The following is a 22,797-nucleotide window of genomic DNA, read 5'->3' as shown; positions in this document are numbered from 1 at the left end:
CGCCTCTCCGGCGACCGCCCCGTATTCTTGCCCACGCGATGTGGGAAAGATCAGCCCCGGTTCTGCCGGTTGTCGATCAGGTCATCGACCACCGCCGGATCGGCGAGCGTCGAGGTGTCGCCGAGCGAGCCGAAATCGTCCTCCGCGATCTTGCGCAGGATGCGGCGCATGATCTTGCCGGAGCGGGTCTTGGGCAGGCCGGGGGCGAACTGGATCAGGTCGGGCGAGGCGATCGGCCCGATATCCTTGCGCACCCAGGCGACCAGTTCCTTGCGGAGCGCGTCGTCGCCGTCCTCGCCCTCGTTGAGGGTGACGTAGGCGTAGATGCCCTGGCCCTTCACGTTGTGCGGGTAGCCGACCACCGCCGCCTCGGAGACCTTCGGGTGCGCGACGAGGGAGGATTCGACCTCCGCCGTGCCCATCCGGTGGCCCGAAACGTTGATGACGTCGTCCACGCGGCCGGTGATCCAGTAATAGCCGTCCGCGTCGCGGCGGGCGCCGTCACCGGTGAAGTACTTGCCGGGATAGGTCGAGAAGTAGGTCTGCTCGAACCGCTCGTGGTCGCCGTAGACCGTCCGCATCTGGCCCGGCCAGGAATCGGTGATGCAGAGGTTGCCCTCGCAGGCGCCCTGCAGGGGCTTGCCCTCGGCATCGACCATCTCCGGCTGCACGCCGAAGAAGGGGCGCGTCGCCGAGCCCGGCTTCAGGGCGGTGGCGCCCGGAAGCGGGGTGATGAGGATGCCGCCGGTCTCGGTCTGCCACCACGTATCCACGATGGCACAGCGGCTGTCGCCCACCACCTTGTAGTACCATTCCCAGGCTTCCGGGTTGATCGGCTCGCCGACCGAACCCAGCACCCGCAGGCTCTGGCGCGAGGTCTTCTTCACCGGGCCCTCGCCGCCGCCCATGAGGGAGCGGATGGCGGTCGGCGCGGTGTAGAAGATGTTGACCTTGTGCTTGTCCACGACGTCCCAGAAGCGGGAGTTCGACGGATAGGTCGGGATACCCTCGAACATCAGGGTCGTCGCGCCGTTCGCGAGCGGCCCGTAGACGATGTAGCTGTGGCCCGTGACCCAGCCGACATCGGCCGTGCACCAGTAGACGTCGCCCTCGCGGTAATCGAAGACGTATTCGTGGGTCATGGAGGCGTAGACGAGGTAGCCGCCCGTGGTGTGCACCACGCCCTTCGGCTGGCCCGTGGAGCCGGAGGTGTAGAGGATGAAGAGCGGGTGCTCCGCCTCCACCGGCTCGGCCGGGCACTCGTCCGTCACCTGCTCGGCGGCCTCGTCGTAATAGACGTCGCGGCCGGGCTCCATGGCGACGGCGCCGCCCGTGCGGCGCACGACGACGACATGGTCGACGATCGGCGTGCCGAGGCGCTTGATCGCCTCGTCCACGTTGGCCTTCAGCGGCACCTTGCGGCCGCCGCGCAGGCCCTCGTCGGCGGTGATGACGAGTTTCGAGCCGCAGCCCTGGATGCGCTGGGCAAGGGAATCCGGCGAGAAGCCGCCGAACACGATGGCGTGGATCGCCCCGAGCCGGGCGCAGGCGAGCATCGCGTAGGCGGCCTCGGGCACCATCGGCAGATAGAGGGTGACGCGGTCGCCCTTCTCGACGCCGCGGTTGCGCAGCACGTTGGCCCAGCGGCAGACCTGCGCGTGCAATTCGCGATAGGTGATGTGCTTCGACTCGTCCGGGTTGTCGCCTTCCCAGATAATCGCTGTCTGCTCGCCGCGCGTCTCGAGATGACGATCGACACAATTGTAGGCGACGTTGGTCTTGCCGTCCTCGAACCATTTGATCGAGACGTTGCCCGGTTCGAAGCTGGTGTTCTTGACGCGCGTATACGGCGTCATCCAGTCGATCCGCTTGCCGTGCTCGCTCCAGAAGGCGTCGGGATCCGTGACCGACGCCTGATACATCTCGCGATACTTGGCATCATCGACGAGGGCGCCATCGCGCCATGCGTCCTGGACTTCGACGACTCGGCCTTCCATCGTGTTTCATCCCTGTTTTGGTGCCTGATCGTATCGCGGTTCACACCGCGCAGCCAGGACTTCCAAAGTCGTGTAGCGTCATGAAGGCGGCTCCGGTAACCCCGGAACTTCCCCCTGCGCACAAGAACCGACCGGCTCGAGTTAAATTGAGCGCAATGGAAACGTGATGAACGGGGCGTCACCGCGCTGTCAAGCGACTTTCCAGAATGAAACAGTCAAGCGCCACTAACAATCCGGTCAGCCGGGTTCTTGCGATGACAAAGCAGCGGACTTGTCTCGCCCGCTCGAACGGGTGCCGCGCCTCGACGGCAGAAGGATCTCGACCAGCGTTCCTTCATCCCCCCGGGCCGTGGAGCGCAGGCGCCCGCCATTGGCCTGGATCAGGGCACGGGGCAGGGCGAGGCGGGGCTCGTCCTCGCTCGCGGCGGATTTCGCCGCCTCCTGGGCCGGGCTCCCGTCGCGGACGCGCAACGCCACCTCGGCGTTCTCGCCACTGCCCGTCGAGACGATGACCTGCCCCCCGGCCGCCGAGCGGCGGATGGCTGCCTCGATGACGAGGGTGGCCGCGCGGCGCACGCTCGCCTCATCGACCTCGAGTTCGGCGAGATCCGCCGAGAAGCTGGTGCGCAGGACGATCCGCCCCCGCGCCGCGTCGGCGTGGAGCCCCGCGACGCATCCGGCGACCACGTCGTTCAGCGCCAGCGGGCGGGGCGAGAGGTCGATCAGCCCGGCCTCGATGGCGGCGAGGTCCGAGAGTTCGGCCATGCGCTCCACGATCCGCTCGCCCGCATCGCGGATGTCCGTGAGGCAGGCGCGGTAGCGGCGGTCGCCGAGGGCGCCGTAGCGTTCCTCCAGCATGGCGTGGGTCAGCGAGAGGATCGCATCGACCGGCTCGCGCAATTCGTGATCGAGGCGCAGCAGGCTGCTGGGGCGAGGCAGGGCGGGTTCGGGCCGGGCCGCCGGAGCCGCGCTGCTCGCCGTCGAATCCGGCAGGCGGTGGAGCACCGCGACCCGCTGCCCGTCCGCGCGCGGCGGGGCGAGGGCGAGGGTCATCGCCCGGCCTTGGGCGAGGACGGCCGAGGGCGCCTCGCCGCTGCCGGTCAGGGCCGCCGCGAGGGGCACGGCGCTGCCCGCGTCGAACAGCCCGGCGAAGGCGCTGCCCACCAGTTCGGTGGGGCTGCCGCCGAGGCAGGCCGCCGCCGCGCGGTTCAGGGTGACGACCCGCCCGTCGCGGTCGATGGTGACGACGCCCGCCTGGAGCGCGTCGAGGGCGGCCTCCGCTCCGAGCGCCCGCCCGGCCTGGACCTCGCGGGCCAGACGTTCGGCGGCGAGTTCGCGCCTGGGGTCGTTCTCGTCCAGGCCGCGCAGCAGCAGGATCGCCGCCGGGCCGCCGGCCCAGGCACAGATGCCGCGCGTGACCTCCACGGGGAAGGCGCCGCCAGCCGCCGTGCCGATGGCGGTCTCGTGCGATTGGCCGCTGCGGAAGTTCGGGGGGCCGCCGGGGAATACCGCGTGGATCCCCGCCGCGCGCAGCGAGTCGAGGTCGGCGTGGCGGGTCATGTCGAGGAACGGACGGTTCACCGCCAGGATCGCTTCGCCACGATGCACCATGGCGGCCATGGGCAGGCTGTCGAGGAGGCCGCCGCTCTCGTCGCCCTCGTCCGTGATCGCGGGCGCGATGTCGGCCCGCATGCCGGGGAAGGGCATCACCGAACCGGCGAGGCGCTCGGCCAGGGGGGCGGCGCTGTCGTCGTCGCCGGCATAGCGCGCCCCGAGCGCCCGCGCGATCTCGCGGAAGGCGGCGTGCTCGTCGTTGGAGAGCGTGCCGTCGGCGCCGCTCATCCCATCCTCGTCCGAGGCGAAGGCGATCAGGTCGTCGGCGAGGGTCGCCGGCCCGGCATCCGCCCGCGCGACGCCACGGATCGTGCCGAATCCCTCGAAGACCCGGAAGGGTGCGCCGTCCCGCGCCGAGGGCGCCCCTGAGACCTCGGCATGGACGATGTTGAGCCCGAGGCGGAAGCTGATCGGCAGTTTGCGGAAGGTCGCTCGGCCCGCCAGCGCCGCGAGGAGCGCGCGCAGGCCGGAGGCATCGCCCCCGGCGAGCCTGCGCCAATCCTGTCCAGCGAGCCCCGACAGGGGGCCCGTGAGGCGGGTGAGCGTCCCGGCCTCGTCGCTGCGCCACAGGAAGCGGTCGCCCTCGCGCGGGGGTTCGAGCGCGGGCGAGGGGGCTTCCGGGGCAGGGGGGCGGGGCGCCTCGATCCTCGCCGCCGGGGCGGGGGCGAGACGCGGCAAGGCCGGCGCCCCGGACGGCACGGCGAGATAGACCGGCCGACCTTCGTCATCCGCCGCGCGCGACACGAGGAACAGGGAGGGCGGCGCGATCCGGCGCGGATCGAGGCGCAGGCGCACGATGCGGTGGCCGCCCTCGGACGGGCAGCAGGCGGCGAGCTGGCGGGCGATGCCGGGCAGGTCGAGCCCGCGCAGGGCCTCGGCCAGCCGCGCGGCGGCCGGCGAGGCATGGCGTAACCGCCCATCCCCCGCGTCGAGGACGAGATGGCTGCCGGTCGAATCCTTCAGGGCGGCCGCCAGCGCCGTATCGCGCTCCCAGAGCGCGAAGGCCGGCGACAGGCGCGCGTCCCGCTTTGTGCTGTCGGTGTCCAAGCCCCGCGACTCCGCTCCCGGCTGCGAATGTTCGTCCCGTCCGGTGCGTCCGGCATGCGTGTTCTGCATGCGAACGACCCTGTTTGTAGCCCTTAGTAGCGCCAATGGCTGGACTATGGCGCTAGCCGTCACACGTTTACGTCATGTCAACCTTAATGCCTGCGGCGCGGGTGGCATATGGCTGCGAATCGATTATTGTGCAGTGCACAACGCGCCATCAACAGCCGCTAACGAGAGGACGGCCCCCATGAGCAACACCCCCAATTACGAAATCCCCACCGAAATGCGCGATTTCGCCGAGAAGAGCGTCGATCAGGCCCGCAAGGCGTTCGACAGCTTCATGGGCGCCGCCCGCCGCACCGCCGACACCGTGCAGGGTTCGGCCGAGGTGGCCCGCACCAACGCACAGAGCGTGTCGTCGCGCGGCTTCGAGTACGCCGAGCAGAACGTGAACGCGGCGTTCGACTTCGCCAAGCGCCTCGTCCGGGCGCGGGACGTGCAGGAGGCCATGCAGATCCAGGCCGATTTCGTCCGCAGCCAGTTCGCGGCCATGCAGACCCAGGCCAAGGAGTTCAGCGGCATCGCGCAGAGCGCCATGCAGGAAGGCGCCGAGCGCGCCAAGTCCGCCATGCAGCAGAGCGCCGAAGAGGCCCGCCGCGCCATGGAGCAGGGCCGCGACGCCGCCAACCAGACGGTCGAGAACGCCCAGAACGCCACCGAGCGCGCCGCCAACCACTGATTCGGATCGTCCGAGTCACCGTATCGGTAGACGGCCCGCCCCACCCCGGGGCGGGCCGTCTCGTTTTCGCCCCCATTCCCGCTGACAGCGGCGAAACGGGGCCGATGCGGCCCGATTGGAACGGGAGTGCGACGATGAACGGATTCCGTGGTGGCGCGCGCTGGCTCTGCGGCGCCTTGGGCGCGCTGGCCCTCGCCTCGTCGGTCACGACGGCCGGCGCCCAGTATTACGACGGCCCGCGCGACGGCTACGAGCGCCGTGGCCCGGCCTACGAGGAAGAGTATGCGCCGCCGCGCCGCCGGGTGGTGCGCGAGGTCGGCTACAATTGCGATGCCGTGCAGCGCGGGTTGACCGGGCCGCGCCCCTATTCCTGCCCGCTGCCGGGCCCGCGTCCGCTCGGCGCCCGCTGCTTCTGCGATCTGCCGATCGCCTCGTTCAGCCCGGCGCAGACGGCGGTCGGGCACGTCGTCCCGTAACGCAAGAAACCCTGCCCGGCGGGTCGCGCCGGGCAGGGCTCCTAAAGGTCGCTGCGCAAGCGGCGATCAGTTCAGGACGACGACCTTCGCGCCGACCTTCACGCGCTCGTAGAGATCGCTGACGTCGTCGTTGGTCATGCGAATGCAGCCGGACGACACCGCCTGACCGATCGTGTCGGGCTCGTTGGAGCCGTGGATGCGGTACTCGGTTCCGCCGATATACATGGCGCGGGCGCCGAGCGGGTTCTCGATGCCGCCGGCCATGTAGCGCGGCAGGTCGGGACGGCGGGCGAGCATCGCCTTCGGCGGCACCCACGACGGCCATTCCTTCTTGGCGGTGATCGTCTTCACGCCACCCCAGGTGAAGCCCGGACGGCCGACGCCGACGCCGTAGCGCAGGGCCTCGCCGTTACCCAGCACGAGATAGAGGCGCCGCTCCGAGGTCGAGACGACCATGGTGCCCGGCGCGTAGTTCGCGGTGAAGGGGACGACCTCGCGCGGGATCGGCTGGACCTGCGCCTGCGGCGCGGCCTGCACACCCTGGCCGTAGCTGGGGTTATAGGTGCCCTGATAACCGTACGGGGATTGTTCGGTGTAGTAATCCTCCGCATCGCTCCCACCGAAGGGATCGTAGGACGACGCGGCGAAGGCGGGAGCGGAAAGAACGCAGACGCCGAGGAGCGCAGCGAGCGCAGTGACCGAGGTCTTCATGGTGCCTACCTGTGCAGTAACCTTTGCTGTTACAAGCGGGACCATGCCACGTGAGTTCCACGAGGGTCCTGGGATTTTTATTCCCACCGCAAATACGTAAGTTTTTATGTTTCAACAGTCTCCGGCCCGGTCCGGAGCGCGGCGCAGGTCCGTCCCGCTTTCGCGGCGGTTTGTGACTCGCGCCGACCCGCGCTAGAGCGGGCCGCCATGTCTCACAACACGTTCGGCCACCTGTTCCGCGTCACCACCTTCGGCGAGAGCCACGGGGTCGCGCTCGGCTGCGTCGTGGATGGCTGCCCGCCCGGCTTGGCGCTGGAAGCGGAGGAGATCCAGGCCGAACTCGACCGGCGCAAGCCCGGCCAGTCGCGCTTCACCACGCAGCGGCGCGAGCCCGATCAGGTGAAGATCCTCTCCGGCGTCTTCTCAGATGACCGCACCGGCGGGCGCCAGCTCACCACGGGCACGCCCATCGCGCTGATGATCGAGAACACCGACCAGCGCTCGAAGGACTACTCCGAGATCCGCGACAGCTTCCGGCCGGGCCACGCGGACTACACCTACGATGCCAAGTACGGCATCCGCGACTATCGCGGCGGCGGCCGCTCCTCCGCGCGGGAGACCGCCGCCCGCGTGGCGGCCGGCGCGGTGGCGCGGAAGGTCATCCCCGGCGTCACGATCCGCGCGGCCCTCGTCCAGATGGGCCCGCACGCCATCGACCGCAGCCGCTGGGACTGGGACGAGGTAGCCCGCAACCCGTTCTTCTGCCCCGACGCGGAGACGGCGGCCTATTATGAGGAATACCTCGACGGCATCCGCAAGGACGGCTCGTCGGTGGGCGCGGTGATCGAGGTGGTGGCCGAGGGCGTGCCGCCGGGCCTCGGCGCGCCGGTCTACGGCAAGCTCGACTCCGATCTGGCCGCGGCGATGATGTCGATCAACGCGGTGAAGGGTGTCGAGATCGGCGACGGCTTCGCGGCGGCGGCCCTGCGCGGCGAGGACAATGCCGACGAGATGCGCGCCGGCAATGGCGGGCGCCCGCGCTTCCTCGCCAACCATGCGGGCGGCATCCTGGGGGGCATCTCCAACGGCGAGCCGGTGGTGGTGCGCTTCGCGGTGAAGCCGACCTCCTCGATCCTCACCCCCCGGCAATCGGTGAGCCGGGACGGCACCGAAATCGACCTCATCACCAAGGGCCGCCACGACCCCTGCGTCGGCATCCGGGCCGTGCCCGTGGCCGAGGCGATGATGGCCTGCGTGCTGGCCGATCACTATCTCCGTCATCGCGGTCAGGTGGGGCAGCCCTGACCCTTGATGCCGCTCCTCCGGGAGCGATCCGTCGCGATTTTAGGACGTCAGCCGTGAGCCATTGCACCGTCACCGAAGTGATCGAAGCCTTCGCCCGGGGCGAGATCGTCGTCGTCACCGACGATGACGACCGCGAGAACGAGGGCGACCTCGTCGTCGCCGCCTCGCTCTGCACCCCGGAGAAGATGGCCTTCATCATCCGCAACACCTGCGGCATCGTCTGCACCCCGCTGACGCTCGCCGAGGCGCGGCGCCTGCGCCTCGACCCGATGGTCGCCTCGAACGATGCGCCCCTCGGCACCGCCTTCACCGTCACGGTGGATGTGAAGCACGGCCTCACCACGGGCATCTCGGCCGAGCAGCGCTGCAACACGGTGCGGGCGCTCGCCAACGGCAACATGGGCGCGGCCGATTTCGTGCGGCCCGGCCACGTCTTCCCGCTTATCGCCCGCGACGGCGGCGTGCTGATGCGCTCGGGCCATACCGAGGCGGCGGTGGACCTGTGCAAGCTCGCCGAACTGCCGCCGGTCGGCGTGATCTGCGAGCTCGCCAACGACGACGGCACCGTGATGAAGGGGCCGCAGATCGACGCCTTCGCCGAGACGCACAAGCTCAAGCGGATCTCGGTCGCCGACCTCATCGCCTACCGGCAGGCCCGCGACCGGCTGGTGGAGCGCGTCGGTCATTTCCAGGTCCAGTCGGCGCACGGGGCGATGACGGCGCACGCCTATTCGACGCCCTTCGAGACGATCCAGCAATTCGCCTTCGTGATGGGCGATATCGGCGACGGGCGCGACGTGCTGGTGCGCCTGCACCGGTCGAACGTCGCCGCGGACGTGATCGGCGGCGGCACGCAGATCGATGCGGTGCTGCGCCGCTTCGCGGAGAGGGGCAGGGGCGTTCTCGTCTACCTGCGCGACGGGACGGCGGGCGTGCCCCTCAAGAGCGTCAACGACGAGGGCGCCGAGGCCGTGCGCGCCCGGCAATGGCGCGAGGTCGGCCTCGGGGCGCAGATCCTGCGCGACCTCGGCGTGGTCTCGATCCGCAACCTCGCGACTTCGTCGCGCTCCTATGTCGGCCTCTCGGGCTTCGGCATCGAGCATCTGGGCGACGAGCCGCTGTAAACGCGGCCGCGCAGGCGCGGATCAGTTGGTGATCCGCGCCTGCGCCCCGGCGGCCAAGAACATCTGCTGGACGGCGGTGTTGATCTCGCTCGGCGAGTCGGCCGCGTAGGCGTAGCTCGACGATGTCGCGCAGGACGACAGGTTCGAGGCGATCGAGCTCGCCAGATAGGCCTTCACGAAGTCGAACACGCTATTGAGCGTCGCGCTGCTGCTCTGGAGGTTCGAGGGCGGCACGATGTACTTCGTGTTCAGCGTCATCAACGTGTAGCCCTTGGACTTGATCGAGTTGCAGGCGGTCGGGTCGAAGGACTGGATGATGATCGGCACCGCGAAGCCGGTGAGGCTCTTGCAGTTGGGGGTCTGGCACGGGGAATAGGGCGAGAAGTTCGAATCGTAGCCGTCCACCCAGTTGCTGCCGGACTTCACCTTCATGTCCGAATCCTGCACGCCGTCGGTGATCAGCATCACGAAGCCCTGGGCCGTGGCCGAGGTCAGGCCGTTGCCGTCTGTGTTCAGCGAGTTGCCGAGGGTCTGGAGGCTGTACGTCGTGTTGGTGCCGCCGTCCTTCGCGCTGTCGGTGATGTCGAGGGCCTGAACCGTCGTCACCGCATTCGAGATCTTGTTGGACAGGGGGAACACGTTGGTGAACTGCGTGCTCATCGTCCAGACGGAGACCTGGAAGCGGGTCGCGTTGCCGGAGGAGATGATCTGCTTCAAGGCCGAGACGACGGCGTTCTTGGCCACGTCGATGCGCAGCGTCGCGCCCTTGTTGCGGGCGAGATCGGTCGTCCCGGTGTGGTGGCAGGCGACGGCGCAGCCCCCGGTGGCATTGTAGACGATCTGCTGGTCCGCCGTGGTGGCGCCGATGCCCATCGAGGACGAGGTGTCGATCACGATGTGGATGTTCGTGAAGGCGGGGATCGTCAGGGTCGAACCCGCCGTGCCGGTGAAGCTCGCCGTCTTCGTGCCGAGCACGCGCATGAAGATCGTCGGCATCGAGAACGAGTAGGACGCGCTGGCGCTCACCACCCGGCCGGACACGCTCATCGTGATGTTCGGGGTCGGCACGGCCGCCGGCAGGGAGCCGGTATTAGCCTTGAACTGCGCCAGCGCCTGCGCCTTCCCCACGGTGATCGCGTTCGTCGTCGGATCGCCCGTGCCGGTATAGGTCACGATGTAGGTCTGGGCGCTGGTGATGGCGGCGATCACCGCCGCGTCGGCGGCATGGTCGAGCTTCGACTTCGCCGCCAGTTCCATGCCGTAATCGACCGACAGGCCGATGAAGCCGATCATCGGGATCGCCGAGAAGGCGGTGATCGTGGTGAGGCTGCCCGCGCGGGCCGCCCAGGCACGGCGCACCATCGTGAGAAGTCGGCCGAGCAGGCCGGATCGCAGCGTCGATGCGCGCATGGTCAGTAACCGGAGCATGCTTGGCCAAATCCATCGTCGCCGCTGCCGGCCGTGTACTTGAGCGAGCTGACGTAGCGGGGGTTGATGTACGACGAGCGCTTCAGGGTGACGGCGTTGAGCAGCCCCGTGAACACGGCCGGCGACCAGGTGTAGGTGACGTCCGCCACCACGACGAAGAGCGGGGAGCCGTTGCCGCCCTGCGGGTTCGCCACCGGGGTGAACAGGCTCGCGGGCAGGGTCGTCGGGCTTGGGGCGTTGGTGTCGGTGGCGGAGGATTGCAGGCTGCCGCAGACCCGCTGCTTGGCCCCGCCGGTCCAGTTGACGGCGGCCTTGTAGGTGCACCCGCTCGTGCAGCCCGAGACGGTCGGCGCGAAGCTGATCCCCGTCAGGGAGATGGTGATGTCGTTCGCCCAGGCGATGCCCTTGCGCGTCGAGTCGCTCAGCACCTTCGGGAAGGTCAGCATCGTGGAATCGACGGCGTAATGCAGGTCTGTCGAGGAGACCGTCGTGTCGGCATCGGCCGCGAGAATCTCGGCGATGGAGTTGGCGGTGTCCGTAAGCTGGCGCGACTGCCGCACGAAGCTCGAATACTCGAAGATCCCTGCCGAGACGCCGAGCAGGATCGGGAAGATGAGCGTGAACTCGACGGCGGCGATCCCCGCGCGATCACGTCCGAACCGGGTGAGGAGGGCGGCGGGCACCATCGTCAGCAGCCCGCATAGGCGGCGCCGCCGCTATACGGCTCGGCCCGGAACGTCGCCGTCGACATCAGGACGTTGACCTTCTTGCCCTTGTAAGTGACCGACGCCGACCCGGCGAACAGCATCGTGAAGTAGCTGGCCGGGTACAGGATCTGCACCACCACGTATTGCCCGCCCGAGCCGGGGCAGAAAAGGTTCTGCGTCACGTCGAGGGGCGGGACGACGAGGGCACTCTTGGCCGTGTTGACGTAGGAATAGTACCCCGTCTGGGTCGATGAGGCCGGCACCACGCTGATGTTCATGAAGACGTCGCCGCAGGCGAAGTTGGCCGGCAGCTTCGGGCAGACGATCGTGGTGCGGAACTGGCTGGCGGTCATGCCGGCGGTGGAGACCGCACCCGTCATCACCGCGCGGGCGCTTCCCCGCGCGGCGGAATCGAGCGCCGACATCATGAAGAACGTGTAGCCGACCTCGAACACCCCAAGCAGCGTCAGCATGAACGGAACGATCAACAGGCCGAATTCGACAGCCGTCGTCCCCGTCCGGTCGCCGCGCAGCTTCCGGATCGCCGCCGTGCACCTGTGTGAGGATGCTGCCATGGGGCCGCGAAGCACTCCTGTATCGAGGCCGCGACCCTATTTGCAAAAGGTCTAATAATTCATTCAACCAGTGCGCGAGATCCCGCCCCGGTTCGTGCAACGCACAAGTGCTGCGCAAGCATCGTTTCGTTTATTGTTTCCGGCGTCAGTGGCCCATCAGGGCGTTGACGTGCGCCGCGACCGACTTGGACAGCCCTTCCAAACTGTAGCCTCCTTCGAGCACGGAGACGACGCGCCCGCCCGCGCTGCGCTCGGCCGCCTCCATGAGGCGTCTTGTCGCCCAGGCGAAATCCTCCGCTTCCAGGCGCAGGTTGGCGAGCGGGTCCAGCCGGTGCGCGTCGAACCCCGCCGAGATGAGGATGAGGTCCGGCCGGAACGCCTCGAGCCGGGACAGGATGCCGGCCTCGAACGCCTCGCGGAACACCTCGCCGTCGTCGTTGGCGTGGAGCGGCACGTTCACGATCGTGTTCTTATTGCCCCGCTCGGAGGCCGCGCCGGTGCCGGGATAGAGCGGCATCTGGTGGGTGGAGCAGTAGAGCACCGCGTCGTCGTCCCAGAAGATGTCCTGGCTGCCGTTGCCGTGGTGGACGTCCCAATCGACCAACGCCACCCGGTCGACGCCGAAGGCCGCGCGGGCGTGGCGGGCGGCGATGGCGGCGTGGTTGAACAGGCAGAAGCCCATCGCCTTCATCCGCTCGGCATGGTGGCCCGGCGGGCGCATGGCCACGAAGGCGTTGCTGCACTCCCCGCGCATCACCGCGTCCACGGCGTGCACCGCGCCGCCGATCGCCCGCAGTGTCGCCTCCATGCTGCCGGGGGAGAGGATCGTGTCGGCATCGATGCCGACCATGCCCTGCTCGGGCACCGCCGCCATCAGCGCGTCCACGTACTCGGCCGGATGGGCGAGGGTGGCGACGGAGGGTTCGGCCCGGGGCGCCTGCACCCGGACGAGGGACGCGAACCGCTCGTCCTCCAGCGCGCGCTCGATCGCCCGCATGCGGGCGGGGCGCTCCGGGTGCCCCTCCGGCACCACATGGTCGAAGCTGGCGGGATGGCTCACGTAGAGGGTCGTCACGCGGGCTGTCTCCCGAAATCCACCCCGCCGCGCCTCCGCGTCGGGAGCCGGCAATGTGCCACGCCGCCGCCGTGCGGACTACGGGGCGATGGGAGCCTGGGTTGTAAATCCGTGCGATCCGACACCGGCCTGGGCCGTGGTCATTCTCCGCTAACGAAACACCGCAACCTTCGAATAACGCTCTCTCGTTGGCAGGTGTTTACCTGAAGAGCCGTTCAGATTTGGCCGTTAACCTCCGGAAGATCAGCCGCCTCGTACTGTCCGATACACGGAACGACAGGGACGACCTCTCAGAAGGTCGCGAAGGCAGGCTCAGATGATCCAGATCTCCGTTGAACAGTTCTGCAACCATGCCGTCTCGGCCGGCGAGATCTCGGCGGAGGACCTTCTGGCCCTCAAGCGCGAGGTGATCCCGGACGGCATCACCCGCCGCGAGGAGGTCGACCTGCTGGTCGCCCTGGAGCGCGCGGTGCCGAGCTCGGAGGATTTCGCCGACTTCCTCGTGGCGACGGTGGTGGATTACGTGGTGTGGGGCGAGCGCTCCACCGGCTACGTCGACCGCGAGACCGCCACCTGGCTCGCCGCCACGTTCACCGGCCGCTCCGGCCCGAGCCCGGTCGCCGCGCGGATCGCCCAGGAGATCGTGCGCGAGGCGCAAGGGTCGGCCGAGTCGCTCACCGCCTTCGCCCTCGAAGCGAACCGCTGGATCCGCGAGCCGGCCGCCCGCTCCCGCCGGCACTTCGCCCTCGCGGCGTGAACCGCCTATCGGTACAGCTTCCGTCCGCGTCACATCTGCTCTATCGGAACGAATAAGCCGGTCTGCAATCCGGCGATCCGATGCAGGGCGGCCCGAAGGATGTTCGATAAGATTCTGATCGCGAATCGCGGCGAGATCGCCTGCCGGGTGATCAAGACCGCGCGGCGCATGGGTATCAAGACCGTGGCGGTCTACTCGGATGCCGACCGCGACGCCGTGCACGTCGCGATGGCCGACGAGGCCGTCCATATCGGTCCGGCCGCCGCGTCGCAGTCCTACCTCGTCATCGAGAAGATCGTGGAGGCCTGCAAGCAGACGGGGGCGCAGGCCGTGCACCCCGGCTACGGCTTCCTCTCCGAGCGCGAGGCCTTCCCGAAGGCGCTGGAAGCCGCCGGCATCGTCTTCATCGGCCCCAATCCCGGCGCCATCGCCGCGATGGGCGACAAGATCGAGTCGAAGAAGGCCGCCGCCGCCGCCAACGTATCGACGGTGCCGGGCTTCCTCGGCGTCATCGACAGCCCCGAGCACGCGGTGACCATCGCCGACGAGATCGGCTACCCCGTGATGATCAAGGCCTCGGCCGGCGGCGGCGGCAAGGGCATGCGCATCGCCCATTCCGCCGACGAGGTCGCGGAGGGCTTCGCCCGCGCCAAGTCCGAGGCTTCGTCCTCCTTCGGCGACGACCGGGTGTTCGTCGAGAAGTTCATCACCGACCCGCGCCACATCGAAATCCAGGTCATCGGCGACAAGCACGGCAACGTGATCTACCTCGGCGAGCGCGAGTGCTCGATCCAGCGCCGGAACCAGAAGGTGATCGAGGAGGCGCCGTCGCCGCTCCTCGACGAGGCGACCCGCCGCAAGATGGGCGAGCAGGCCGTCGCCCTCGCCAAGGCGGTGAATTACGATTCGGCCGGCACGGTCGAGTTCGTGGCGGGGCAGGACAAGTCCTTCTACTTCCTCGAAATGAACACCCGCCTGCAGGTGGAGCATCCCGTCACCGAGATGATCACCGGCCTCGACCTCGTCGAGCTGATGATCCGCGTCGCGGCCGGCGAGACGCTGCCGCTCTCGCAGGCGCAGGTGAAGCTGAACGGCTGGGCCGTGGAAAGCCGCGTCTACGCCGAGGACCCGACCCGCAACTTCCTGCCGTCCATCGGCCGGCTGACCACCTACCAGCCCCCGGAGGAAGGTCCGCAGGGCGAGGCCATCGTCCGCAACGACACCGGCGTGGAAGAGGGCGGCGAGATCGCGATCCACTACGATCCGATGATCGCCAAGCTCGTCACCTGGGCGCCGACCCGCCTGGAGGCGATCCACGCGCAGGCCGAGGCGCTGGACGCCTTCGCCATCGACGGCATCCGCCACAACATCCCGTTCCTGTCGGCCCTGATGGCGCATCCGCGCTGGCAGGAGGGTCGGCTCTCCACCGGCTTCATCGCCGAGGAATTCCCGAGCGGGTTCGCCGCGCCGGAGCCCGAGGGCAAGGTCGCGACGCGGATGATGGCGGCGGCGGCGGCCATCGACCACAAGCTCAACCAGCGCAAGCGCGGCATCAGCGGCCAGATGCGGGCGCCGGGCCTGTTCGCCTTCGAGAACGAGCGGGTGGTGACGCTGGCCGGCGAGCGCTTCCCCGTGACCGTCGAGACCGACGGCGAGGGCGTGATCGTCACCCGCGAGGACGGCGCGGCCTTGCACGTCGCCAGCGACTGGCGCCCCGGCCAGCCGGTCTGGATCGGCACCATCGACGGCGAGCGTTGCGCCATCCAGGTGCGCAGCCTCCTCAACGGCGCGTTCCTGCAGCATGCCGGCGCGGCGGCCGAGGCGCGGGTGTTCACCCGCCGCGAGGCCGAACTCGCCGCCCTCATGCCGGTGAAGGAGCAGGCAGGCTCCGGCAAGCAGGTGCTCTGCCCGATGCCCGGCCTCGTGAAGCAGATCCTCGTGGCCGAGGGCCAGGAGGTGAAGAACGGCGAGCCCATCGCGGTGGTCGAGGCGATGAAGATGGAGAACGTCCTGCGGGCCGAGCGCGACGCCACGGTCGGCAAGATCCACGCGAAGGAAGGCGACAGCCTCGCCGTCGACGCGGTGATCCTCGAATTCGCGTGACCGCCGCGCGACCGTGACGGCGATCCACAACGAGCAGACGAAGCTCCTGGCGACGGCGTTGAACAACGTCGCCGTCGCCTACGTCGTCATCGGCTTCGTGACGCCGATGACGGCCCTCAGCTTCGGGGTCGCGAGCGCCCCCGTGGCGCGGTTCGAGACCCTGTCGTTCTCTCTGGTTTGGCTTTTGACCGGAGTGACACTACATTTGGGTGCGCGGCGGGCCCTGCGGAGCCTCAGGCCATGACCTTCGACTGGTACTTCGTCACTTTCGGCATTCCGGCGATCACGCTGGCCATCGCTTACGCGGCGGTGCTCGCAAACGAGCGCGCGACCCGGCGGCTCGACCATCGCCAGCCCGGCGAGTGATCGCGCCGACGCCCCACGAGATTTGCCGCTCTATTTCGCCTACGGCGCCAACATGGACGCCGCCGCCATGGCCCTGCGCTGCCCCGTCTCGCGCCTAATCGGGCGAGGGCGTCTGGCAGGCCACCGCTTCATCGTCATGCGCGAGGGCTACGCTTCGGTGGTGCGCGACCCTGCGCGGGTCGTCCACGGCGTACTGTGGGAACTGGCCCTCGACGACATCCCGGCCCTGGACCGCTACGAGGGCGTGGCGAGCGGCCTCTACGCCAAGGCGAGCTTGGCCGTCCGCACCGAGGCAGGCGTGCGCCGGGCGCTCATCTATCTCGGGCGGTCGACGGCGCCGGGGCGGCCGCGGCCGGGCTACCTCGAAGCGGTGCTGGCGGCGGCCTCGGCGGCGCAATTGCCGGCGCCCTATCTCCGCGAGATCGGCGGCTGGCTGCGCGGGCCGCCTTGGTGAAGGACAAGACCGCATGAGCGACGTGCGCACCGTCTCCGTCATCGTCCGGGGCCGTGTTCAGGGTGTCTCCTACCGCGCCTGGACGAAGGAGAATGCGGATGGACTCGGCCTGTCGGGCTGGGTGTGCAACCGGCCGGACAGGAGCGTCGAGGCCCTGTTCAGCGGACCCGCGGACAATGTGGAGCGGATGCTCGGCCTGTGCCGCAAGGGGCCGCTCCTCGCCCGCGTCGATGATGTGGCCGTCAGCGAGGGCGCCACGCCGCCCACAACGCCCGGTTTCACCGTCGAACGGAGCTGATCCTGGGTCGAAGCGGGTTCTGCCCCGGCGATGCGGCTGGTAGAGCCGGTCGATCATGACCGACCTGTCCACCGCCGCCCCCGGCTTTTCGCCCCTCGATCTCGGGGCCCTGCTCTATTTTCTCGCGGCGTGGACGGCCTACGGCGTCAGCGTCAGCCGCCTGCGGGGCCAGCGCATCTCCCTCAGCCGCATCATGGACCGCCACCGGGAGAACTGGGCGCGGCAGGTGATCGCGCGGGAGAACCGCGTAGTGGACACGCAGATCAACGCTTCGCTGCAGAACGGCACGGCCTTCTTCGCCTCGACCTCGCTGATCGCCCTGGGCTCGGTGCTCACCCTGTCGCGCTCCGGCGACGACGTGATCAACCTGTTCGCGACCTTGCCCTTCGGCACGGTGGCCAACCGCCTGACCTGGGAGGTGAAGGTGGCGGGGCTCGCTTGCGTCTTCACCTACGCCTTATTCAAGTTCGCCTGGGCCTACCGGCTGTTCAATTACAGCGCGATCCTCCTGGGCGCCGTCCCGCCGAAGGGGGCGGACGTGCCCGAACCCGAGATGCTGCGCACGGTCAGCCGCATCGCCTCCATGAACGTCAGCGCGGGGAGCCATTTCGCGCGGGGCCAGCGGGCGTTCTTCTTCGCGCTGGCCTATCTCGGCTGGTTCGTGAGCCCGGTCATCCTGTTCGGCTCCACGACGTTCGTCGTGTGCGTCATGTGGCACCGGCAATTCCTCTCGCGCATCCGGCGCGAGTTGCTCGCCCTAGGCGAATGCGAGCATGAGGGTCCTTTGGACGGGAGCAGGCGATGAGTGCGGATGCGGAGACCATCGCTGAGACGATGCTGCGCCTCGTGGAGGCGCGCGGCGCGGGCAAGACGATCTGCCCCTCGGAGGTGGCGCGGGAACTCGGCGGGCCGCACCCGGACGGCTGGGGGCCGCTGATGCAGCCGGTGCGGCGGGTGGCGGTACGCCTCGCTCATGAGGGGCGCGTCGCGATCCTGCGCAAGGGCCGCCCGGTGGACCCGGACGACTTTCGCGGCATCTACCGGCTGGCGCTGCCCGAGGGCGGCGGCGAGGCCGGGCCGGGCAGCCAATCGGGAATGTAGCCGGCGAGGCGATAGGCCACGAGGCCGATCCATTCCTTCGCGGCGAGGTCGAGCTGCAGCAGCCCGTCCGAGGCGAAGCCGTGGACATGGAGCACGTCGCCCCATCCCTTGGTCCTGTAATCGACGGGAACGGCCTCGACGGTGAAGCCCGCCTGCCGGAAGCACCCCACCGCGCGGGGCATGTGCCACGCGGAGGTGATGAGCAGCCAGCGCTCGCCGGGCTTCGGATGGACGAGATCCGCCGAGAAGATCGCGTTCTCGCGGGTGTTGCGCGAGCGGTTCTCGAGGATCATCCGGCTGCGTGGCACGCCGATGACGTCCGCATGGCGGCTCACGATATCGGCCTCGGAGACGCCGCCGCCGATGAAGCCGCTGCCGCCGGAGAAGACCAGCCGCGCCTGCGGGAAGCGTCGGGCGAGGTCGGCGAAATAGATCGGTCGTTCGCCCGCGTCGTTGACGACGACCTGATCCCGCACCTCGGACAATCCGGTCTCGATGGCCCCGCCGAGCATGATGATCCCGGTCGGCGCCGGGCCCTCCGCGTCGAAGGCCGGGAAGCGCTGCTCCAGGGGCAGCAGCGCGATTTCCGAGGCCGGCCCGAAGCCTGCGAGCAGCAGGCCGAGGGTACCGGTGAGGGCGAGGGTCGCGCCCGTGCGGCGCCTACGGGTGACGGCGAGGAGGAGGATGCCCGCCAAGCTCAGGAAGATCAGCAGGTTCGAGGGGGTGATCAGGAAGTAGATCACCTTCGAGGCGGGGAAGAACATCCCCCTCAGACCGAGCCGGTCTCGGCCTCGAACCGCGCGCGGGCGCTCGAGTCCGGCGGCAGCAGCCCGTAAAGGCTCGTGCCCTTCTCGGCCTCCCGCTGCAGCCACAGGTCGAGGCGCTGCTGCTCCACCGCCTCAAGGGCGACCTGCTCGGCCATGTCGGGCGGCACGATCACGACGCCGTCCGGCCCGCAGACGACGATGTCGCCGGGATGCACCGCCGCGCCGCCGCAGGCGACCGGCTGCCAGCTTCCGGCGAGGGTGAGGCCGCCCGCCGCCGCGCCCTGCGCCGCCCAGACGGGCAGGCCGACCTCTTCCGCCACGGTGGCATCGGTGACGAGACCCGCCGCGCCCCGGCTCGACAGGCGGCCGGCGAGGATGGCGCCGAAGGGGAGGTTTCGGCCCGTGCCGGCGGTGTCGATCACCACCACCGCGCCCTCGGGCACCGATTCGATGGCGGTCGCGAGATCGCCGATGCCCTCGCCGCGGGCCGGCACCATGCGGAGCGTATGGGCGGGGCCGACGATGGTCGTGCTCGACCGCCGTCCGATGCCGGCGGGGACGAAGTCGCGCAGGCCGGCCCGTTCGAGGGCCCGCGCGATGCTCGCCGTGGTGACGGCGCTCAGGGCATCGCGCAGGGTGGGGTCGATGGCCATACGGACGCTCCGGCTCAGGTTTTCCATGGGGGGATGGCGTGACCCCGGCGGCAACGCAAGCGCCGCCTTCCCCGATCCACTGCCTCAGCCCACCGGCTCGGCGAGGGCGCGGGCGGCACCGGGCCGGACGGCGATGCGCTCGTACCAGCGGCGCAGGTTCGGGCGGTCCTGCCGCTCGGCCGGGAGGTTCAGCCAGCGATGCGCCGCGCAGCCCAGCGCGATGTCGGCGATGCTGAAGCTCTCGCCTACAGCGTAGTCGCGCCCGGCGAGATGCCCGTCGAGGATCGCCGCATAGACCTCCGAGGCCGCGAGCGAGGCGGCGATGAGGGTCCGGTTCGGATCGGCCGAGCGGAACAATTGCCAGAAGGCATCGCGCATGGCCGGGGTGAAGCTCGTCGCCTGCCAATCGAGCCACTGGTCGATTTGGGCGCGCTGGCGCGGGTCGAGGGGCGGCGCGAGCGCCGGGCTCAGCGAGGCGACGTAGCGCATGATCGCGTTCGACTCCCACAGGACGAAGCCGTCCTCCTCCAGGGTCGGCACCGAGACCGTTCGGGTTCATGGTGCGGTAGGCGGGCTCGCGCACCACGCCGAAGGCGCCGCCCGCGTCGAGGCGCTCGTAGGCGAGTTCCGCCTCGTCCAGGGCCCAGACGGCCTTCTGGACGTTCACCGAACTCAATCGGCCCCAGAGCCTGCGCATCATCGGGTCTCCTTGGGTGGGTAGGGGTGCGCCCGGCCGGCGGGGTCGGTCACGTCCAGGCCGGCTTCGGTCTCGCTCAGGTAGTTCGGCCCGATCGGCACCTTGCCGTGCCCGCCGGGGATGTCGAGCACGAAGGTCGGCTGCGCGAGACCGGAGAGGCGCCCCCGTAACCCGCGCATCAGCGCCTGCCCCTCCGCGATGCCGGTGCGCAGATGGCCCGTGCCCGGCGCGAGGTCGCCGTGGTGCAGGTAATAGGGCTTGATGCGGTTCTCCACGAAGGTCCGCATCAGCGCCTCCAGGGTGGCGGCATCGTCGTTGACGCCGCGCAGGAGCACCGATTGGCTCACCATCGGGATGCCGGCCCCGACGAGCCGCGCGCAGGCCTCGCGCGCTTGCGGCGTGAACTCGCGGGGGTGGTTGGCATGGAGCGCCACGAACACCGCGCCGCCGAACCCGGCCAGGGCCTCGACCACCGCGTCGCTCACGAGGGCGGGCTGCACCACCGGCACGCGGGTGTGGAGGCGCAGCACTTTCACGTGGGGGATGGCGCCAAGGCGCTGCGCGATCATGCCGAGGCGCCGAGGCGAGAGGGCGAGCGGATCGCCCCCCGTCAGCACCACCTCCCAGATCGCCGGATCGGCCGCGATATAGGCGAACGCCGCCGCGAACTCGGCCTCGTTGAGGGTGCCGAGCCCGTCCGGCCCGACGCTCTCCCGGCGGAAGCAGAACCGGCAATAGACCGGGCAGACATGGAGCGGCTTCAGCAGCACCCGGTCGGGATAGCGGTGGATCAGGCCCGGGAGCTTTTCATGCTCCCCGTCACCGATGGGGTCGGCGCGCTCCTCCGGCGTGGCGAGCAACTCCTCGGCGCGGGGCACGAATTGGCGGGCGATGGGGTCGGCCGGGTCCGTGGGGTCGATCAACTCGGCCATGTCGGGGGTGATCGACAGGGCGTAGCGCGCCAGCACCGGCCGCAGCGCCGCCAGCTCGGCTTCCGTGACGAGGCCGGCTTCGGCCAATTGCTCCGGGTGGCGCAGGATGCCGCTCACGGGGCGGTCTCCGCGACGGGCGTCCAGAGAACGTCCTCGATGCGCCCGGCGCCGCAGGCCAGCATGACGAGCCGGTCGAAGCCCAGCGCGATGCCCGAAGCCTCCGGCATCCGCGCGAGGGCCGCGAGGAAATCCTCGTCCACGGGATAGCGCTCGCCGTAGACGCGCTCCTTCTCGTCCATCTCCGCTTCGAAGCGGCGGCGCTGCTCGGCCGGGTCCGTCAATTCCCCGAAGGCGTTGGCGAGTTCGACGCCGCAGGCATAGAGCTCGAAGCGTTCGGCCACGCGGGGATCGTGCGGCGCCGGCCGCGCGAGGGCCGCTTCGCTGATCGGGTACTCGCACAGGATCGTCGGCCGCCCCAGGCCGAGATGCGGCTCGACACGCGCCACCAGCACCCGCGAGAACAGGTCGGCGAAGGTGTCGTCCGCCGCCACCCGCAGTCCCGCCGCCGTGACGCCCGCCGCGAGGCGGTCCCGGTCGGTGGCGCCGTCGGCAGCGATGCAGGCCAGGAGATCGATCCCGGCGTGCCGGTCGAAGGCCTCCGCCAGGGTCAGACGCTCCGGCTCGGCGAAGGGGTCGGCCGCGCGGCCCCGCCACGTGAAGGTCGGCGTCCCGGCCGTCTCGGCCGCGAGCGCCATGAGCGCGGCGGCGTCGCGCATCAGGGTCTCGTAGCCCTCGCCCGCGCGGTACCATTCGAGCATCGTGAATTCGGGATGGTGCAGCGGCCCGCGCTCCCGGTTGCGGAAGACGTGGGCGAGGCTGAACAGCCGGGGCTCGCCCGCCGCCAGCAGCTTCTTGCAGGCGAATTCCGGCGAGGTGTGCAGGTGCAGGGCGGTGCGGGCCCCGCTCGCGCCGATGGCCTGCGTCGAGAAGGCCGAGAGATGCGCTTCGTTGCCGGGGGAGACCTGCAGGCAGGCGGCCTCGATCTCCACGAAGTCGCGCGCCTCGAACCACGCGCGGAAACGGGCGGTGATTCGGTTGCGCAGGATCAGCCTCGGCCGCCGGTCGGCGTGCCGGGCGGGCATCCACCAGGGGGAGGGGGCGTCAGCCACGATGCGGGCGCTCCGGGGGAAGTCGCGTGGCGCCGCTGGCAACCGAACCGCGAATGAGATAGTTGCGGACATCCGCTCGCGGAACTGCGCCCTCCGCGCGCCGCCAGAACCTCTTCAATTTAGGACCATTTCCCGTGAAGGTGATCGCCTCGACGCTCCGCAAGGGCAACGTCGTCGAAAAAGACGGCAAGCTGTATGTGATCCTGTTCGCGGAGAACATCCACCCTGGCAAGGGCACGCCGGTCACGCAGCTCGACATGCGCCGCATCACCGACGGCGTGAAGGTCTCGGAGCGTTACCGCACCACCGAGCAGGTGGAGCGTGCCTTCGTGGAGGATCGCGAGCACACCTTCCTCTACAACGACGCCGAGGGGTTCCACTTCATGAACCCCGAGAACTACGAGCAGATCGCCGTGCCGGAGGACGTGGTCGGCGATTCCGCCCCGTACCTTCAGGAAGGCATGGCGGTGATGCTCTCCGTCCATAACGGCGTGCCGCTGACCATCGAGCTGCCCCAGCGCGTGACCCTGGAGGTCGCCGAGACCGAGCCGGTGCTCAAGGGCCAGACCGCTTCGTCGTCCTACAAGCCCGCGACGCTCTCGAACGGCGTGCGCACCACGGTGCCGCCGCACATCGCCGCCGGCACCCGCGTCGTCGTGATGACCGCCGATGGCGCCTACGTCGAGCGCGCCAAGGACTGAG

25 protein-coding genes are annotated in these 22,797 nt (G+C 69.5%); 13 read left to right on the top strand and 12 right to left on the bottom strand.

Features of this window, described 5'->3' with window-relative positions; all coding sequences use genetic code 11:
- Positions 1–50 precede the first annotated feature (50 nt).
- Entirely contained in the window at positions 51–1,997 is a 1,947-nt protein-coding gene (acs, locus tag ACXJ1Y_RS13020; RefSeq protein ID WP_463846672.1) for an acetate--CoA ligase, read from the bottom strand.
- Positions 1,998–2,234: 237 nt separating this feature from the next.
- On the bottom strand, positions 2,235–4,658 hold the full coding sequence (locus ACXJ1Y_RS13015) for a sensor histidine kinase (protein WP_463846671.1): 2,424 nt from the start codon (positions 4,656–4,658) through the stop codon (positions 2,235–2,237).
- 247 nt (positions 4,659–4,905) lie between these two features.
- Here ACXJ1Y_RS13015 and ACXJ1Y_RS13010 point away from each other — a divergent pair, with 247 nt between their 5' ends.
- Together ACXJ1Y_RS13010 and ACXJ1Y_RS13005 are read left to right on the top strand one after the other, a co-directional pair.
- A complete protein-coding gene (locus tag ACXJ1Y_RS13010; protein ID WP_463846670.1) occupies positions 4,906–5,397 on the top strand; it encodes a phasin in 492 nt (163 codons plus the stop codon).
- Between the two features lie 134 nt (positions 5,398–5,531).
- On the top strand, positions 5,532–5,873 hold the full coding sequence (locus ACXJ1Y_RS13005; RefSeq protein ID WP_463846669.1) for a hypothetical protein: 342 nt from the start codon (positions 5,532–5,534) through the stop codon (positions 5,871–5,873).
- Positions 5,874–5,939: 66 nt separating this feature from the next.
- Here ACXJ1Y_RS13005 and ACXJ1Y_RS13000 read toward each other — a convergent pair whose 3' ends face one another.
- Positions 5,940–6,584, bottom strand: coding sequence for a L,D-transpeptidase (locus ACXJ1Y_RS13000; protein ID WP_463846668.1), 645 nt, complete (start codon positions 6,582–6,584; stop codon positions 5,940–5,942).
- 207 nt (positions 6,585–6,791) lie between these two features.
- Between ACXJ1Y_RS13000 and aroC the strand changes: the two genes are divergently transcribed.
- Together aroC and ribB are read left to right on the top strand one after the other, a co-directional pair.
- On the top strand, positions 6,792–7,889 hold the full coding sequence (gene aroC, locus ACXJ1Y_RS12995) for a chorismate synthase (RefSeq protein WP_463846667.1): 1,098 nt from the start codon (positions 6,792–6,794) through the stop codon (positions 7,887–7,889).
- Positions 7,890–7,942: 53 nt separating this feature from the next.
- Positions 7,943–9,013, top strand: coding sequence for a 3,4-dihydroxy-2-butanone-4-phosphate synthase (gene ribB / locus ACXJ1Y_RS12990; protein ID WP_463846666.1), 1,071 nt, complete (start codon positions 7,943–7,945; stop codon positions 9,011–9,013).
- A gap of 21 nt (positions 9,014–9,034) precedes the next feature.
- On the opposite strand, the gene ACXJ1Y_RS12985 is transcribed toward ribB, so the two are convergent.
- From ACXJ1Y_RS12985 to ACXJ1Y_RS12970, 4 genes are all read right to left on the bottom strand, one after another.
- Positions 9,035–10,423 carry a vWA domain-containing protein gene (locus tag ACXJ1Y_RS12985; protein ID WP_463846665.1) on the bottom strand — a complete coding sequence of 463 codons (1,389 nt, stop codon included), beginning with the start codon at positions 10,421–10,423 and terminating at the stop codon, positions 9,035–9,037.
- 2 nt (positions 10,424–10,425) lie between these two features.
- Entirely contained in the window at positions 10,426–11,127 is a 702-nt protein-coding gene (locus tag ACXJ1Y_RS12980) for a TadE/TadG family type IV pilus assembly protein (RefSeq protein WP_463846664.1), read from the bottom strand.
- Between the two features lie 2 nt (positions 11,128–11,129).
- Complete coding sequence (locus tag ACXJ1Y_RS12975; RefSeq protein WP_463846663.1) at positions 11,130–11,723, bottom strand: TadE/TadG family type IV pilus assembly protein; 594 nt, start codon at positions 11,721–11,723, stop codon at positions 11,130–11,132.
- 145 nt (positions 11,724–11,868) lie between these two features.
- Complete coding sequence (locus tag ACXJ1Y_RS12970) at positions 11,869–12,798, bottom strand: histone deacetylase family protein (RefSeq protein WP_463846662.1); 930 nt, start codon at positions 12,796–12,798, stop codon at positions 11,869–11,871.
- 316 nt (positions 12,799–13,114) lie between these two features.
- Between ACXJ1Y_RS12970 and ACXJ1Y_RS12965 the strand changes: the two genes are divergently transcribed.
- The 8 genes from ACXJ1Y_RS12965 to ACXJ1Y_RS12930 all read left to right on the top strand — a co-directional run bounded on the left by ACXJ1Y_RS12965 (position 13,115) and on the right by ACXJ1Y_RS12930 (position 17,877).
- Positions 13,115–13,555, top strand: a complete 441-nt coding sequence (locus ACXJ1Y_RS12965) for a hypothetical protein (protein WP_463846661.1) — start codon at positions 13,115–13,117, stop codon at positions 13,553–13,555.
- 99 nt (positions 13,556–13,654) lie between these two features.
- A complete protein-coding gene (locus ACXJ1Y_RS12960; RefSeq protein ID WP_463846660.1) occupies positions 13,655–15,658 on the top strand; it encodes an acetyl-CoA carboxylase biotin carboxylase subunit in 2,004 nt (667 codons plus the stop codon).
- Between the two features lie 13 nt (positions 15,659–15,671).
- Complete coding sequence (locus tag ACXJ1Y_RS12955; RefSeq protein WP_243955027.1) at positions 15,672–15,902, top strand: hypothetical protein; 231 nt, start codon at positions 15,672–15,674, stop codon at positions 15,900–15,902.
- Complete coding sequence (locus ACXJ1Y_RS12950; protein ID WP_463846659.1) at positions 15,899–16,024, top strand: hypothetical protein; 126 nt, start codon at positions 15,899–15,901, stop codon at positions 16,022–16,024. The genes ACXJ1Y_RS12955 and ACXJ1Y_RS12950 overlap by 4 nt, the downstream gene beginning before the upstream one ends.
- 22 nt (positions 16,025–16,046) lie before the next feature.
- A complete protein-coding gene (locus tag ACXJ1Y_RS12945) occupies positions 16,047–16,478 on the top strand; it encodes a gamma-glutamylcyclotransferase family protein (protein ID WP_463846658.1) in 432 nt (143 codons plus the stop codon).
- 13 nt (positions 16,479–16,491) lie between these two features.
- Positions 16,492–16,776 carry an acylphosphatase gene (locus ACXJ1Y_RS12940; protein WP_463846657.1) on the top strand — a complete coding sequence of 95 codons (285 nt, stop codon included), beginning with the start codon at positions 16,492–16,494 and terminating at the stop codon, positions 16,774–16,776.
- Positions 16,777–16,831: 55 nt separating this feature from the next.
- A complete protein-coding gene (locus ACXJ1Y_RS12935) occupies positions 16,832–17,581 on the top strand; it encodes a DUF599 domain-containing protein (RefSeq protein ID WP_463846656.1) in 750 nt (249 codons plus the stop codon).
- Complete coding sequence (locus tag ACXJ1Y_RS12930) at positions 17,578–17,877, top strand: DUF3253 domain-containing protein (RefSeq protein ID WP_463846655.1); 300 nt, start codon at positions 17,578–17,580, stop codon at positions 17,875–17,877. Before ACXJ1Y_RS12935 ends, ACXJ1Y_RS12930 begins: the two co-directional genes overlap by 4 nt.
- Here the strand turns inward: ACXJ1Y_RS12930 and ACXJ1Y_RS12925 are convergent.
- The 5 genes from ACXJ1Y_RS12925 to epmA all read right to left on the bottom strand — a co-directional run bounded on the left by ACXJ1Y_RS12925 (position 17,814) and on the right by epmA (position 22,068).
- A complete protein-coding gene (locus ACXJ1Y_RS12925) occupies positions 17,814–18,641 on the bottom strand; it encodes a YdcF family protein (RefSeq protein ID WP_463846654.1) in 828 nt (275 codons plus the stop codon). The two genes, ACXJ1Y_RS12930 and ACXJ1Y_RS12925, sit on opposite strands and share 64 nt — an antisense overlap.
- A gap of 5 nt (positions 18,642–18,646) precedes the next feature.
- Positions 18,647–19,297, bottom strand: a complete 651-nt coding sequence (locus tag ACXJ1Y_RS12920) for an RraA family protein (RefSeq protein WP_463846653.1) — start codon at positions 19,295–19,297, stop codon at positions 18,647–18,649.
- Positions 19,298–19,381: 84 nt separating this feature from the next.
- On the bottom strand, positions 19,382–19,837 hold the full coding sequence (locus ACXJ1Y_RS12915) for a glutathione S-transferase family protein (RefSeq protein ID WP_463846652.1): 456 nt from the start codon (positions 19,835–19,837) through the stop codon (positions 19,382–19,384).
- 156 nt (positions 19,838–19,993) lie between these two features.
- Positions 19,994–21,043, bottom strand: a complete 1,050-nt coding sequence (locus ACXJ1Y_RS12910) for a lysine-2,3-aminomutase-like protein (protein WP_463846651.1) — start codon at positions 21,041–21,043, stop codon at positions 19,994–19,996.
- Positions 21,040–22,068: an EF-P lysine aminoacylase EpmA gene (epmA, locus tag ACXJ1Y_RS12905; protein WP_463850113.1), complete on the bottom strand. Its 1,029-nt coding sequence runs from the start codon at positions 22,066–22,068 to the stop codon at positions 21,040–21,042. The genes ACXJ1Y_RS12910 and epmA overlap by 4 nt, the downstream gene beginning before the upstream one ends.
- 161 nt (positions 22,069–22,229) lie before the next feature.
- Here epmA and efp point away from each other — a divergent pair, with 161 nt between their 5' ends.
- Positions 22,230–22,796, top strand: coding sequence for an elongation factor P (gene efp / locus ACXJ1Y_RS12900; RefSeq protein ID WP_463846650.1), 567 nt, complete (start codon positions 22,230–22,232; stop codon positions 22,794–22,796).
- The last annotated feature ends 1 nt before the right edge of the window (position 22,797 follow it).

This window comes from Methylobacterium sp. TK26, from assembly GCF_055361565.1.
Note: the sequence above shows the minus strand (reverse complement) of the source record. Positions and strands in the feature narration are given on the sequence as shown.

Excerpts from the sequence above, each read along its gene's own strand:
- ACXJ1Y_RS13010 (WP_463846670.1), top strand. The coding sequence starts at position 4,906 with ATGAGCAACACCCCCAATTACGAAATCCCCACCGAAATGCGCGATTTC.
- aroC (WP_463846667.1), top strand. The coding sequence starts at position 6,792 with ATGTCTCACAACACGTTCGGCCACCTGTTCCGCGTCACCACCTTCGGC.
- ACXJ1Y_RS12980 (WP_463846664.1), bottom strand. The coding sequence starts at position 11,127 with ATGGTGCCCGCCGCCCTCCTCACCCGGTTCGGACGTGATCGCGCGGGG.
- acs (WP_463846672.1), bottom strand. The coding sequence starts at position 1,997 with ATGGAAGGCCGAGTCGTCGAAGTCCAGGACGCATGGCGCGATGGCGCC.
- ACXJ1Y_RS12930 (WP_463846655.1), top strand. The coding sequence starts at position 17,578 with ATGAGTGCGGATGCGGAGACCATCGCTGAGACGATGCTGCGCCTCGTG.
- epmA (WP_463850113.1), bottom strand. The coding sequence starts at position 22,068 with ATGCCCGCCCGGCACGCCGACCGGCGGCCGAGGCTGATCCTGCGCAAC.
- ACXJ1Y_RS13000 (WP_463846668.1), bottom strand. The coding sequence starts at position 6,584 with ATGAAGACCTCGGTCACTGCGCTCGCTGCGCTCCTCGGCGTCTGCGTT.
- ACXJ1Y_RS12940 (WP_463846657.1), top strand. The coding sequence starts at position 16,492 with ATGAGCGACGTGCGCACCGTCTCCGTCATCGTCCGGGGCCGTGTTCAG.
- ACXJ1Y_RS12925 (WP_463846654.1), bottom strand. The coding sequence starts at position 18,641 with ATGTTCTTCCCCGCCTCGAAGGTGATCTACTTCCTGATCACCCCCTCG.
- ACXJ1Y_RS12985 (WP_463846665.1), bottom strand. The coding sequence starts at position 10,423 with ATGCGCGCATCGACGCTGCGATCCGGCCTGCTCGGCCGACTTCTCACG.
- ACXJ1Y_RS12975 (WP_463846663.1), bottom strand. The coding sequence starts at position 11,723 with ATGGCAGCATCCTCACACAGGTGCACGGCGGCGATCCGGAAGCTGCGC.
- ACXJ1Y_RS12950 (WP_463846659.1), top strand. The coding sequence starts at position 15,899 with ATGACCTTCGACTGGTACTTCGTCACTTTCGGCATTCCGGCGATCACG.
- ACXJ1Y_RS12920 (WP_463846653.1), bottom strand. The coding sequence starts at position 19,297 with ATGGCCATCGACCCCACCCTGCGCGATGCCCTGAGCGCCGTCACCACG.
- ACXJ1Y_RS12935 (WP_463846656.1), top strand. The coding sequence starts at position 16,832 with ATGACCGACCTGTCCACCGCCGCCCCCGGCTTTTCGCCCCTCGATCTC.
- ACXJ1Y_RS13005 (WP_463846669.1), top strand. The coding sequence starts at position 5,532 with ATGAACGGATTCCGTGGTGGCGCGCGCTGGCTCTGCGGCGCCTTGGGC.
- ACXJ1Y_RS12965 (WP_463846661.1), top strand. The coding sequence starts at position 13,115 with ATGATCCAGATCTCCGTTGAACAGTTCTGCAACCATGCCGTCTCGGCC.
- ACXJ1Y_RS12960 (WP_463846660.1), top strand. The coding sequence starts at position 13,655 with ATGTTCGATAAGATTCTGATCGCGAATCGCGGCGAGATCGCCTGCCGG.